The following is a 13493-nucleotide window of genomic DNA, read 5'->3' on the forward strand; positions in this document are numbered from 1 at the left end:
CCACGGTTACGTTTGGCGCGACGATGGTGCGGGCGGGGAGGCGCTTCGTGTCTTCCCTGCCGGCGCTCTTTGGCGTGCTTGTCTTTACCTTTCTGCTGATGCGGGTCCTGCCTGGTGATCCGGCGGTATTCTTCGCCTCCGGCCCGAATGCCGGCAAGGAGGAGGTCGAACTGATCCGCAAGCAGTTGGGTCTCAACAAATCGATACCCGAGCAACTGACGCTCTATCTCTATGACGTCGGTCGCGGCAACCTCGGCCGCTCGATGATGACCGGCCAGTTGGTCACCAAGGATCTGCGCGAGCGGCTGCCGGCCTCGCTGGAACTCACCTTTACGGCGCTCCTGATCGCGCTCGTATCGGCGGTGCCTCTCGGCGTGATCGCGGCGCTGAAGCCAGGCTCCATCATCGATCATAGTGTACGATTGTTCTGTGCGTTGGGCGTTTGCGTACCGACCTTCGTTTCGGGGCTGTTGCTGATCTACGTCTTCTATTACCTGCTCGGTCTTGCGCCCGATCCAACCGGCCGGATCGACGTCTTCACGTCGATGCCGCCGTCGCGGACCGGATTCCTGATGATCGACTTCCTGATCGCCGGCGACATCGATGGCTGGTGGGCGGCCTTCAAGCAGTTGATTTTGCCGGCGTTGAGCATGGCGTTGTTCGTGATTGCGCCGCTGGCGCGAATTACGCGCGCTTCGATGCTGGTCTCGCTTGGAAGTGATTTCGTACGGACCGCGCGTTCCGTCGGACTTTCCTGGCGGCATGTCGTCGTTACCTATGCATTGCGCAACGCCATCCTGCCGGTGATCACGATCGCAGGCATCGTGTTCTCGACCATGCTCGGCGCCAATGTGCTGGTGGAAAAAGTGTTCTCCTGGCCGGGAGTCGCCTCCTATGCGCTCGATGCGCTGCTTTCCTCCGACTATGCCCCCGTGCAGGGCTTTGTGCTGCTGATGGCAAGTCTGTTCGTGCTGGTCAATCTGGCCGTCGACGTCTGCTACGGCATCGCCGATCCCAGGGTTACGATCGAATGACCGCAGCACTTCGTCATTCGATGTGGATATTGCGAGGGAATCCGCTCACCGGCATTGCTGCAACCGGTGTCTTGCTGCTGGTCCTCGTCGCCATCTTCGGGCCGTGGATCGTGCCCTACGATCCGATCGCCTCGAACGTGCCGGAGGCGCTGTTGCCGCCAAGTGCTGCGCATATCGCAGGCACTGATCAGCTCGGCCGCGACGTGTTCAGCCGGCTCATCGTGGCGACCCGGCTCGATCTCGCCATCGCCGTCTCGGCGGTCAGCATGTCCTTTGTGCTCGGGGCCATCATCGGCTCATTCTGCGGCTATGCCGGAGGGCGGCTGGATCGCACAGTTGGCCGGTTCGTCGACGTGATGATGGCGTTTCCGCTATTCGTGCTGGCGATGGCGATGGTCGCGGCGCTCGGCAACCGCGTCGAGAACATCGTGATCGCGACCGCCGTGATCAATCTTCCCTTCTACATCCGCTTCGCGCGGGCGGAAGTAAATGTCCGCCGCAATCTCGGATGGGTGGAAGCGGCGCGGGCCTGCGGCGAAAGCCATATCTCGGTGGTGCTGCGCTTCCTGCTGCCGAATATTCTGCCGGCGATGGCGGTGCAGATATCGCTCAATCTCGGCTGGGCCATTCTCAACGCGGCCGGCCTTTCCTTCATCGGGCTCGGCGTCAAGCCGCCGACGCCGGAGTGGGGCATCATGGTCGCGGAAGGCGCGCGCTTCATCTCGACCGGCAAATGGTGGCTGGTCGCCTTTCCCGGCCTTGCGCTGATGCTGGCCGTGTTGTGTTTCAACCTGCTTGGCGACGGGATGCGGGACATTCTTGATCCGCGCATGCGGACATGACCGAGCCGCTGCTGAAAATAGACAACCTCCACATATCGTTCTCGACCCGGCGTGGGGTGGTCGAGGCGGTCCGCGGGGTGACGCTCTCGGTCCAGGAAGGTGAGATGCTCGGTCTCGTCGGCGAGAGCGGTTCGGGCAAATCCGTGACCGGCTTTGCGACGACGCGGTTGCTCGACGCGGCCGGGCGGGTCACGGCGGGCAAGATCCTGTTTCGCGGCCAGGACGTCACGAAACTATCCGGCGACGACATTCGCCACCTGCGTGGCGCCGCCATGTCGATGATCTTTCAAAATCCGCGGTCGGCACTCAATCCAATCCGTGCGATCGGCACGCAGATCGCAGACGCGATACTGACCCATAAGCGGATATCGAAGAATGAGGCGTATGCTGAGGCGCTGGAGCTGTTGCGTGCGGTTCAGATACGCGATCCCGAAAGGCGAATGGCCGCCTATCCGCACGAACTCTCCGGCGGCATGTGCCAGCGCGTGATGATCGCGATTGCGATTTCCTGCAACCCGGTTCTGCTGATCGCCGACGAACCGACGACCGGCCTCGACGTCACGACGCAGAAGGTGGTGATGGACCTGCTGGCCGCCATTGCGGCTGCGCGCGGCATGGCGACGATCCTGATCACGCATGATCTTGGCCTCGCAACCCGATATTGCCGGCGTATCGTGGTGATGGAGCAGGGACGCCTGGTCGAGGAAGCGGCACCCAAGCGGCTCTTCAATGCTCCGCAGCACGCCTACACGAAACGCCTCGTCGCGGCATCACCTACCGCGAGTTCACGGATCGACGATCTGGTGACGGAGGAGGAACGGGGGCCATATGTCGAGGCATGCAGGAAGCCGAAGCCACCTCCGGCGCCGGGTACCCCACCGCTCCTGGTCGTGCACAGGCTCGTTAAACGCTTTGACCAGGGCGCCGCGGCGGTCGCCGATTTTTCCATGACGATTGCCGCCGGCGAGAGCGTCGGGCTGGTCGGCGAATCCGGGTCCGGCAAGAGCACGACGTCGCGGATGATCTGTCGGCTGATCGACCCGAGCGAAGGCGACATCGTGTTTGATGGCCAAGCGATCGGTCATGTGCCGGCACGGGACTTTCATCGCTCGCCGTTCCGAAAAGACATCCACATGGTTTTCCAGGACCCCAACGAAAGCCTCAACCCGCGCTTCACCGCCTTTGACTGTATTGCTCATCCGCTGATGCGGCTTGGTAATCTGCGCGGGGGCGACGCCTTGCGGCAGCGGGTAGAGGAATGCGCGCAGCGGGTGGGATTGCCGGCCGATCTGCTACCGCGCTTCCCGCACCAGCTTTCGGGCGGCCAGAAGGCGCGCGTCGGCATCGCCCGTGCCATCGCCTGTCGGCCGCGCCTCCTCGTGCTGGACGAGCCAACGGCCGCGCTCGACGTCTCCGTCCAGGCGGTGGTGCTGCAGTTGCTCGACCGGTTGCGGCGCGAAGATGATATCGCCTTGCTCTTCGTCAGCCATGACCTGAACGTCGTTCGCATGCTCTGTGAGCGCACGATCGTGCTGCGCAATGGTGCTATCGTCGAGCAGGGGGAAAGTCGGGCGCTGTTCGACAATCCGAAGACCGATTACACGCGCGAGCTGGTCGAAGCGATACCCCACATTGAAATCGAAACGAGGCTCGCCACCGCTGCGCTTTAGTCTATTGGCGGTCCCACGGGCGACTACAAATTGTGCAGACCGAGCTAAAAAAGGCAGCAGCCAGCGCGGGCAATATCTCTAATCGAATAGGGCAGCAGCGCTGTCGCGATTTTCGTTGCCTGCGACAATGCGCTGCATCATATCGATGAATAAGGCCTGCTCCCGTTCGGACAAATCGCCCAGCGTGGCGCGGTGTGCGGCCCGTGCCGAGGTTTCGATTTTGGCGAGAAGCGCCGCGCCTGCCGCCGTCAGTTTGCACAGCCGGGCGCGGCGGTCTTCATGATCTATAGCTCTCTCGACCAGATTGCGGGCAGCCAGCCGCTTGAGCGCGCCGGTAGTCGTCGTCCTGTCTAGCGCGATATCGGTCGCTAATGTGGTCTGATCGGCGGTTTTCCGCACGGCGAGCGCGGACAGCAGGCTGTATTGCAGCGGCGTCACCTCGAATTCGCTGCATGCCTCCTGGAACAGTGCGACATGAATCTGATGCAGCCGCCGGATCAAAAATCCCGGCCGTTGCGATAGCGGCCACGGGCGGTGCCTGATCTCGTCGCGACCCTTCTTTGCCTTTCGCAATGCACTCTCCCAGCCTCGGAACATTGGCGCCACTAGCCCGATTCGATTTGGCCTCGCCACGGCTAGATCATGGCATGAAGCTTGCTTTTGTAAAATGCGAAGTATGCTTCGTATTTTGGCGGAACTGACATTGGGCTCCGTCAACGAAAGCAGAGGAGAGGATCGTTCATGTCTGTCAGCGCCACCTTCGACCAGCTTTTGCGCGGCGGCCGCGTGATCTGCCCAGCCTCTGGTATCGACGGGATCAAGGACGTTGCCATTCGCAACGGCAAGATCGCGGCGTTGCAGCCCGACATCCTGCCGACAAGTGCCAGAGAAGTAGTCGACGTCTCCGGCAAGCTCGTGCTCCCGGGTCTGATCGATACGCACGCGCACGTCTATCAATATGTCACCGGCCGCTTTGGCATGAATGCCGACATGGTGGGCGTTCAGTCCGGCGTGACGACGCTGGTCGACCAGGGCGGTCCCTCATGCATGACGCTGCCGGGTTTTCGGCACTTCGTCGCCGAGCCCGCGAAGTCGCGCGTCTATGCATTCCTGTCAGCCTACCTAGTGGGCGGACTCGAGGGTCATTACTACCCCAACCTCTACAGCCCGGATGGCGTCGATATCGACGCCACGGTGAAGTCTGCCACGTCCAATCTCGATCTGGTGCGCGGCATCAAGGCCCATGCGGAGATCGGCGGTTTTGCGCGCTGGGGCATTCGCGTCATTGAAATGGCGGCCGAGATCGGGCGCCGGGCCGATTTGCCGGTTTACGTTCATTTCGGTCAGCTCTGGGGATTACCCGAGAGCGGCACCAACGGCGAAGACGTCGACACCATCCTGGAGCGTGTGATCCCGCTGCTGCGGGAGGGAGATGTTCTGGCGCATCCGTTCACGCGTCATCCCGGCGGCTTCGTCAACCGCGAGGGCGAAGTGCATCCGGTGATCCAGGCGGCGCTTGATCGCGGGCTGAAGGTCGATGTCGGCCACGGTAGCCATTTCTCGTATCGGCTTGCGAAAAAGGCGCTCGCGGCAGGAATCGTTCCGACGACGCTTGGCGCCGACATCCACGGCTACAACACGCACGTGCCTGCGCCTGCCGGCACACCCGACCAGCACGAGGACGATGAGAACCATCCGTTCGCCGGTCAGGCCAAGTTCAGCCTCGTTCAAGCCATGAGTTCGATGATCGCGCTCGGCCTCACCCTCGAACAGGTCCTGCCGATGGTTACGTCGAACCCCGCCAAAATGCTCGGTCGCGCTGACGAAATCGGCGCGCTCAAGGTGGGCAGGGAAGCCGACGTCACCGTGATCGCCGAAAAGGCCGGCAGGTTTGTCCTTACTGATAACGAGAAGAACGAGGTCATTGCCGAACGTCTTCTTCAGCCCGCGTTCTGCCTCCGCGCCGGTACCCGATACGACGCAGTCGCGTCCATTCTGCCGCAGGCCGTTGCAGCGTAACGAAGTCAGCATCAGCGCGATCAAGGAGAACGGCATAGTGCGTAACGAGCGCGATTTTCCCTCGGCAGATGGAGCGGGCGCCGGACAAGGCGTCGGCGCTCGGCTGCCGCGCAAGGAAGATGATCGCTTGATGCGTGGCCGCGGGCAATTCGTGGCGGACATTCGTCTCGCCGGAATGCAGGACGTTGCCTTTGTGCGCAGTCCGCTGGCGCATGCGCGAATCCGCGCAATAGAGGTGCCGGAGCGCTACCGCGCCAGTGTCTTCACGGCGGCGGATCTGGCCGGCGTCAGGCCGATCCGAGCCGTGTCGGGGCTGCCGGGCTTCAAGATCTCCGAGCAGCCGGTCCTCGCTACTGGCAAGGTGCGTCAGGTCGGCGAACTGGTCGCCATGTGCGTCGCACCAACGCGGGCCGAAGCGGAGGATATCGCGGCGACCGTAACGCTCGACCTCGAGGAACTTCCCGCCGTCCATGATATGCGGAAAGCGCGCGAACCCGGTTCGGCCCTGGTGCACGAAGAGTGGGGCGACAATGTCTTCCTCGAAACCAATTTCGAGGTCGACATCTCCAGGGCGTTCGATGCACCGATCAAAGTCTCACGCGAGATATCGACCGCGCGGCAATGCATGTCGCCGCTCGAGGGGCGCGGGGTCGTCGCGACCTTTGACCATCGCCTCGATCAGCTCACGCTTTATTCCGCCGCGCAGATGCCGCATATCACGCGCAGCGGTCTTTCCGAATGCCTCGGCATGGAGCAGGGCCGAATTCGCGTTGTTTCGCCTGATGTCGGCGGCGGCTTCGGCCACAAGGGCATTCTGCTGCCCGAAGAAGTCTGCCTGTCCTGGCTGACGATGCGCCGCGGTCATCCGGTTCGCTGGACCGAGGATCGCCGCGAGCATCTCACCGCCAGCTCCAATTGCCGCGAGCATCACTACAGGATCACCGTCTATGCTGACCGGGACGGCCGGCTGCGCGGCATCGACTGCGAGGCAACCGTCGATTCCGGCGCTTACTCCTCCTATCCGTTCTCGGCGTGCCTCGAGGCCGCGCAGGTCGCCAGCATCCTGCCCGGGCCCTATTTGATGCCGGCCTATCGCTGCCGGACGTTTTCGGTTGCGACCAACAAATGTCCGATCCTGCCCTATCGCGGCGTGGCGCGCACCGGCGTCTGTTTTGCGCTGGAACTGATACTCGATCTCGTCGCGGCGGAAGCGGGCCTCGAACCCGGCGAGGTGCGCTTGCGCAATCTCGTGCGCCCCGAGCAAATGCCGTTCGACAACATCACCAAAAAACATTTTGACAGCGGCGACTATCCCGAGGCGATGCGGCGGGCACTGGCGTCCATCGATATCGGAGGTGTGCGGGCGCGTCAGCGCAAAGGCGAGATAGACGGGCGGCGGATCGGCGTCGGCGTTTCGATCTATTGCGAGCAGGCCGCGCACGGGACGTCGGTCTATTCAGGCTGGGGCATTCCGATGGTGCCGGGCCACGAGCAGGCATCGGCACGCCTGACGCCGGACGGCGGCCTCGAACTGCGCGTCGGCGTGCATTCGCACGGGCAGGGCATGGAGACGACGCTCGCCCAGGTCGCCCACGAGATGCTGGGAGTCGACGTCGCCAAGGTTCGCCTCATTCTCGGCGACACGGCGATGACGCCGTACTCCACGGGAACGTGGGGCTCGCGTTCGATGGTGATGGCGGGCGGCGCAGTCGCGACCGCCTGCCGCGAACTGGGCGAACGCGCCAGGCACATCGGCGCCAAGCTGCTGCAGCACGATCCGGCTGTGGTGGTGCTACAGGACGGTGCGGTTCGGGGCTTTAACGGCAGCGTAACCCTGAAGGAGATCGCCCACACCTGGTACCGCCGTCCACAGGATTTGCCGACCGGTGTCGATCCGGGCGGACTGGAGGTGACGTCGGGCTACAAGCCGCAACGCGATTCCGGAACCTTCAGCTATGCCGCGCATGCTGCGGTCGTCGCGGTCGATCCCGATCTGGGAGAGGTCGAGATCCTCGACTACGTCATCGTCGAGGACGGCGGCGTTCTGGTCAATCCGATGGTGGTGGACGGCCAGATCTATGGCGGTCTGGCCCAAGGCATCGGCACCGCGCTGTATGAAGAGATGCCGTTCGATGCGGCCGGTCAGCCGCTTGCGACCACCCTTGCGGACTATCTGCTGCCTGGTCCGACCGAGGTGCCGGCGCCGCGGCTCGATCACATGGAGACGCCGTCGCCCTATACGCAGTTCGGTGTGAAGGGCATCGGCGAGGGCGGCGCCATCGCGCCACCGGCTGCAATCGCCAACGCCGTCAACGACGCTCTGCGGCCGCTTGGCGTCGAACTGATGCAGTCTCCGATTACGCCGTACCGTGTCGTCGAGGCGATTCTCGCCAGATCCGACGCAGAAAGGCCGGTGGCATGAAACCGGCTCCTTTCGGTTACGAACGTCCGCGCGATTTGCAGGCAGCGCTTGCAGTGTTGGCCGAAGCCGACGCCTCCGTAAAAATCATCGCCGGCGGCCAGTCGCTGGGGCCCATGCTCAACCTGCGGCTCGTAGAGCCCGAGCTGCTCATCGACATCGCGGGGCTCGCCGAGCTCAAGCAGGTGGAGCGCCAGGGCGACGAACTCGTTCTCGGAGCCTGTGTCACCCACGCCGATATCGAGGATGGCCGCATTCCGGATGTCACGCGCGGCGCCATGCAGGGTGTCGCCGGCAACATCGCCTATCGGGCCGTTCGCAATCGCGGCACCATCGGCGGATCACTCAGCCATGCCGATCCCGCGGCGGACTGGGTATCCGCGCTGTCGGCGTTGGGTGCGAAACTGACGCTGCGAAGCCTTGCTGGCTCGCGTATCGTCGCGATGGAGGATTTCATCGTCGGCGCACTCGAATCCGCATTGCGTGCCGGTGAGATCGTCAAGACCGTTCATGTGCCGGCGATGCCGGCATCGGCGCATTGGGGTTACGTCAAGAGTTGCCGCAAGACCGGCGAGTTCGCGCATGCGATCGGGGCGGTCATGATCGACCCAAGTGCGGCAACGGCTCGCATCGTGATCGGCGCAATCGATTCCGCGCCGATCGTCATGACCGATGCCGCGGAGCTGTTCGGGGGGCGCGTTGCCGGCGACTACAAGGATCGTTTTGACTCGCGTGTCGCGGAGGCCATTTTGGCCAGGGCTGGCGTCTCCGACGCGGCTCATCGTCATATTCATGTCAATGTGCTGAAGCGCGCGGTCCGAGAGGCTGCCGCATGAGCATGATTGAACTCACGGTGAACCAACGCGCGGTGCAGGCGGTTGCGGAGCCGCGCACCAACCTTGCGGATTTCGTTCGCGACAAGCTCGATCTGACCGGTACCCACCTCGGCTGCGAACATGGCGTCTGCGGCGCATGCACGGTGTTGCTCGACGGCGTGCCGGCGCGTTCGTGCATCACCTATGCGGTCGCTTGCGAAGGCGCAGAGGTCACCACGATCGAAGGCCTCGATGAGGACGCGGTTACATCGGAGCTTCGCGCCGCTTTCACCCGCGAACATGCGTTGCAATGCGGCTATTGCACGCCGGGCATGCTGGTTTCCGCGCGCGATCTCGTGCTGCGCCTGCCGGAGGCCGACGAGCGCGCCATCCGTGTTGGTTTGAGCGGTAATTTGTGCCGGTGCACCGGCTATGTCGGTATCGTGCGGGCGGTTCAATCCGTCATCGAAGCGCGGCGGGCACGCGATATCGCGCCCGAACCAGGCGGAGAACGAAAGATCTTGGGCCCGGTCGGCTCGGGTCGAACCGTGCGCACCGGCGCGGACAAGGCCGAACGCATAAGCCCGGCTAGTAGCAAGCAAGCATCGACTGAAGCACTCTCCTCGGTCGATGCGTTTCCAGATTTCACGCCAGCCGCTGTCCTGACGCAGCAGTTCAGCGTCGCGCATTCGCCCGAACAGGTCTTTGCCATGTTCGGTGACATCGCGGCGGTTGCATCCTGCCTTCCCGGTGCGTCATTGACGGCGCCGCCGAACCCGGAGCGCGTTGAAGGCGCGATCCGCGTCAGGCTTGGTCCGATTGCCGCGACATTCTCTGGGCTTGCCCGGGTCGAACGGAACGCGGCCGATATGTCCGGCCGTATCGTCGGTATCGGCAACGACCAGCGGAGCCGATCTTCGACCCAGGGCGAAATTCGCTACCGACTGGTGCCGATCGAGCAGGGCGCAGCAACGCGCGTTGATCTTTCCATCGGATACACGCTGACGGGAATGCTGGCGCAGGTCGGAAGGCCAGGGCTGGTGCGCGATCTCGCGGCGCGGTTGATCGCCGAATTTGCCGCCAATCTCGACCGCCGCCTGTCGGGTACATCGCCGGCCGCTCCTGCCGACCTCAGCGGGATGTCGCTGGTATCAGGTCTTTTGCGCGCGCGGATCACGCGCTGGTTTACCCGCTTCTCATCCAGGAAGGACGGGGCGGCGTAATGGATCGACGGTCCGCAATGCGGAGCGGTGTTGGACTGCAACGGATTAACAGCGTGAGATTGGAGAACCAGATGACACGGACTTTCAGAAGTGTTTCAGCGATTGCGCTGGCGGTTGCTTTCCTCGGTGGCGCCGCCGAGGCTCAAACCATCAAGATCGGCGTCAACGAGCCCCTCACGGGTGCGTTCGCCGCTTCCGGCACCTATGTCGTCAATGGCGCCAAGATCGCCGCCGACGAGATCAACGCCAAGGGCGGCATTCTCGGCAAGAAGATCGAGCTTGTCATCGAGGACAACAAGAGCAATCCGACGGAGGCCGCCGCCGTTGCAGAAAAACTGATCACGAGCGACAAGGTGCCGGTGCTGATGGGCGCGTGGGGTTCCAGCCTGACGCTGGCTGTGATGCCCAAATTGATGGAATATGAGACGCCGATGGTGGTCGAGACCTCTTCGTCGGGCAAGATCACCACGACCGGTAATCCCTACATCTTCCGGATTTCACCGCCTTCGGCGATTGAGGCCGTTGCGTTCAAGGGAATCGTCGACAAGCTGGAATTGAAGAAGGTCGATTTCCTCGTCATCAACAACGACTGGGGCCGCGGCACCGCGGAAGATTTCAGCAAGATGATGAAAGAAAAGGGCATCGCGGTCGGGGCGGTCGAGACGATGGATCAGGGCGCGCAGGACATGAGCGCGCAGCTTTCCAAGCTCAAGGGTACCGATTCCGAAACCATCATCGTGACGACGGCGGTGGACCAGCTCACGCTGATCTTCAAGCAGGCCGCAGCCTTGGGGCTCAAGAAGCGCATCATCACCACCGGCGGGTCGCAAAATCCGGACCAGATCATCGCGCAGGCGGGCGCCGCCGCCAACGGCACCATGCACCTGACGACCTTCCTGCCGTGGTTCCCCGACAAGACGCCGAACCCCGAAGCGACCAACTACTTCATCGCCGAATGGAAGAAGCGCGGCTTCGACTTCGCCGGCTGCACCGAAAGCTTCAGGGGCTATGACGGTATCCGCACCGTCGCCGCGGCGATCGAGAAGGCAGGCAAAGCGGAGCCTGCGGCGATCAAGGCCGCGCTGTGGGACATCAAGATCAAGGGTCTGAACGGCGATATCGTGTTCCGCAAGTCCGGTCCCGAAGGCAAGGAAAGCGGCCAAAGCCAGCCCAACGTCTACCTGATCGAAATCACCGACGGCAAGATCGGCATGAAGACGCTCTGACGTCGGGTTGCTGATCGGCGGGGCTCGCGGCGAACGCGGGTCTTGCATGCATCGGGACAATGGGAGCCACCGTGAGCGAGTTTCTGCAACATCTGATCAACATGCTGGTCCTCGGCGGCACCTACGCGCTGCTGGGAATCGGGCTCACGCTGATCTTCGGCATCATGAACGTTGTAAATTTTACGCACGGCGTGCTGTATACGTTCGGCGCCTACATCATGTTCATCGTGGTGCATCAGCTTGGCGTTGATTTCTTCGTCGCGCTGCCGCTCGCCGTGCTGGCCGGCTGGCTGCTTGGGGCGGCGATCGAACTGACGTTGCTGCGGCCACTGCGTGGCTCCGACATCGATACCACCATGCTGGTGATGATCGGTGCCTGGATCGCGATGCAGTCCGGCGCTCTGTGGATCTGGGGCGGGGTGGCGAAATCGGTTGCGACGCCGTTCCCCGAGGCGCCGCTGGTGCTGGGACCGGTGTCGGTGTCTTGGTTGCGTCTATTCGTGCTTGCCGCGGCGGGCATGCTGATCGTGGTCACCTACCTTCTGATTAACAGGACCAAACTCGGCTGCGCGATGCGGGCGACGTTTCAGGATCAGGACACCGCCTCGCTGATGGGCGTCAATGTAGACCTCATCTACACATCGACTTTCGCGATCGGTTCGAGCCTGGCCGCCGCGGCGGGCGCGCTGCTTGGCCCGGTCTATGTGATCTTCCCGCAAATGGGCGATCTCGCCGCCGTCAAGGCGTTCGCGATCGTGATTCTCGGCGGGCTCGGCAACATCACCGGCGCCGTCATCGGCGGCTTCATTCTGGCATTGGCCGAAGAACTGGGCGCCGGCTATGTTTCGTCGGGATACCGCGACGCCATGGGCTTCCTGATCATTATCGCGGTTTTGATCTTCAAGCCGACCGGACTTTTCGCGCGCTCGGAGCGCGTCGGATGAAACTCGGTGTCGCCATTCTGACGATCGTCGCACTCGCGTCCGTGCCGCTGTGGCTGCGCGATCCCTATCTCATGAACGCGTTGATCACGACCGGCATCTTCATCATCGGCGCGATGAGCCTGAATTTGTTGCTCGGATTTACCGGCCAGCTCAGCCTCGGTCATATCGCGTTCTTCGGCATCGGCGCCTATGTCAGCGCCCTGACGTCGCTTGGTTTCGACATCGGCCTTCCCGGCGGCTTTCGCGTTGTTCACGATCCCTGGCCGCCGGTCGCAGGCTTCGCGCTGGCGATCATTGTCGCGGGATTGTGCGGATACCTCGTTGGTCTGCTGTCGTTTCGCGTTCGCGGCGCCTATTTCGTCATCGTGACGATTTCGTTTGCCGAAGTCGTCCGGCTCGTTGCCCTCAATTGGGTCGAGCTCACGCAGGGCCCGCTGGCGCTGACCAACATTCCGTCGATTACAATCGGGTTGCCGGAGCTTGGCAGTCTGACCCTTCGCACCAAGTTGCAGAACTACTATCTCGTGCTCGCGGTCGCGGTCGCAGCCTATGTGCTGATCTCGCGCCTCGTTCACTCGCATTTCGGCCGCGCCATGCGCGGGCTGATGGAAAACGAAACGCTGGCGGTATCGGTCGGCATCGACGTGACCAAGACGCTCACTTTGGCGGCGATAATCTCGGCCGGGATCGCGGGGGCGGCCGGCAGCCTCTATGCACACTACATCCGCATCATCGACCCGGAGGTGTTTGCCTTCATCAACACCGTGACCATGGTGATCATGGTCATTACCGGAGGCAAGGGATCCCTGGCCGGTCCTGTGGTCGGCGGCATGATCTTCGGATTGTTACCGGTGTTCCTGCGCCCGATCATGGCGCCGGAAGCACAATGGATCGCCTATGGTGGCGTGCTGGTCGTCATTCTGTTCGTATTGCCGCGCGGTATCGTGCCGTCGCTGGCGCAGCGATTTGCACAACGGCGGAGTCGGGCGGACTCGGCTGGCACGGTGGCCTTTTCCGAACGTGACGCCAAGGAGCCGGCATGATGGCGTCTCTTGCGACGGCATTGAAGGTCGAGCAGGTCGCCGTGCGCTTCGGCGGCCTCGTGGCGCTCTCGGACATGAACTTTACCGTCGGAGAGGGCGAGATCGTCAGCCTGATCGGGCCGAACGGCGCTGGCAAGACGACGGCTTTCAACGTCGTGACCGGCTTTCTGGATCCGACCCATGGCAGCGTGAGCTATCGTGGAACGGCTCTCAATGGCTTGAAGCCGCATCAGATCGCCGATTTGGGATTGATCCGCA

Annotated in this window: 12 protein-coding genes; 11 read left to right on the top strand and 1 reads right to left on the bottom strand. The window is 62.8% G+C overall.

The window, feature by feature from the left end; genetic code table 11:
- Positions 1 to 23: 23 nt before the first annotated feature.
- Genes CQ13_RS27285 through nikE form a run of 3 tightly spaced genes read left to right on the top strand, consistent with a single transcriptional unit; the run spans position 24 to position 3546 of the window.
- Complete coding sequence (locus CQ13_RS27285; RefSeq protein WP_057845926.1) at positions 24 to 1034, top strand: ABC transporter permease; 1011 nt, start codon at positions 24 to 26, stop codon at positions 1032 to 1034.
- Positions 1031 to 1876 carry an ABC transporter permease gene (locus tag CQ13_RS27290; RefSeq protein WP_057845927.1) on the top strand — a complete coding sequence of 282 codons (846 nt, stop codon included), beginning with the start codon at positions 1031 to 1033 and terminating at the stop codon, positions 1874 to 1876. The genes CQ13_RS27285 and CQ13_RS27290 overlap by 4 nt, the downstream gene beginning before the upstream one ends.
- Positions 1873 to 3546: a nickel ABC transporter ATP-binding protein NikE gene (gene nikE / locus CQ13_RS27295; RefSeq protein ID WP_057845928.1), complete on the top strand. Its 1674-nt coding sequence runs from the start codon at positions 1873 to 1875 to the stop codon at positions 3544 to 3546. The genes CQ13_RS27290 and nikE overlap by 4 nt, the downstream gene beginning before the upstream one ends.
- Positions 3547 to 3624: 78 nt before the next feature.
- On the opposite strand, the gene CQ13_RS27300 is transcribed toward nikE, so the two are convergent.
- Complete coding sequence (locus tag CQ13_RS27300; RefSeq protein ID WP_245309344.1) at positions 3625 to 4047, bottom strand: MarR family winged helix-turn-helix transcriptional regulator; 423 nt, start codon at positions 4045 to 4047, stop codon at positions 3625 to 3627.
- A 240-nt stretch (positions 4048 to 4287) separates the two neighbouring features.
- Between CQ13_RS27300 and CQ13_RS27305 the strand changes: the two genes are divergently transcribed.
- From CQ13_RS27305 to CQ13_RS27340, 8 genes are all read left to right on the top strand, one after another.
- On the top strand, positions 4288 to 5565 hold the full coding sequence (locus tag CQ13_RS27305; RefSeq protein WP_057845929.1) for an amidohydrolase/deacetylase family metallohydrolase: 1278 nt from the start codon (positions 4288 to 4290) through the stop codon (positions 5563 to 5565).
- A 19-nt stretch (positions 5566 to 5584) separates the two neighbouring features.
- Positions 5585 to 7987: a xanthine dehydrogenase family protein molybdopterin-binding subunit gene (locus CQ13_RS27310; RefSeq protein ID WP_057845941.1), complete on the top strand. Its 2403-nt coding sequence runs from the start codon at positions 5585 to 5587 to the stop codon at positions 7985 to 7987.
- Positions 7984 to 8820, top strand: coding sequence for an FAD binding domain-containing protein (locus CQ13_RS27315; protein WP_057845930.1), 837 nt, complete (start codon positions 7984 to 7986; stop codon positions 8818 to 8820). Before CQ13_RS27310 ends, CQ13_RS27315 begins: the two co-directional genes overlap by 4 nt.
- Positions 8817 to 10022: a xanthine dehydrogenase family Fe-S subunit gene (locus tag CQ13_RS27320; RefSeq protein WP_057845931.1), complete on the top strand. Its 1206-nt coding sequence runs from the start codon at positions 8817 to 8819 to the stop codon at positions 10020 to 10022. Before CQ13_RS27315 ends, CQ13_RS27320 begins: the two co-directional genes overlap by 4 nt.
- A gap of 71 nt (positions 10023 to 10093) precedes the next feature.
- Positions 10094 to 11248 carry an ABC transporter substrate-binding protein gene (locus CQ13_RS27325; protein ID WP_057845932.1) on the top strand — a complete coding sequence of 385 codons (1155 nt, stop codon included), beginning with the start codon at positions 10094 to 10096 and terminating at the stop codon, positions 11246 to 11248.
- Positions 11249 to 11319: 71 nt separating this feature from the next.
- A complete protein-coding gene (locus tag CQ13_RS27330; protein WP_057845942.1) occupies positions 11320 to 12192 on the top strand; it encodes a branched-chain amino acid ABC transporter permease in 873 nt (290 codons plus the stop codon).
- Positions 12189 to 13235, top strand: coding sequence for a branched-chain amino acid ABC transporter permease (locus tag CQ13_RS27335; RefSeq protein ID WP_057845933.1), 1047 nt, complete (start codon positions 12189 to 12191; stop codon positions 13233 to 13235). Before CQ13_RS27330 ends, CQ13_RS27335 begins: the two co-directional genes overlap by 4 nt.
- On the top strand, positions 13235 to 13493 hold a 259-nt coding region (locus tag CQ13_RS27340; protein ID WP_197427449.1), incomplete at its 3' end, for an ATP-binding cassette domain-containing protein. The genes CQ13_RS27335 and CQ13_RS27340, both read left to right, overlap by 1 nt.

Source organism: Bradyrhizobium retamae (assembly GCF_001440415.1).
GTDB lineage: Bacteria > Pseudomonadota > Alphaproteobacteria > Rhizobiales > Xanthobacteraceae > Bradyrhizobium > Bradyrhizobium retamae.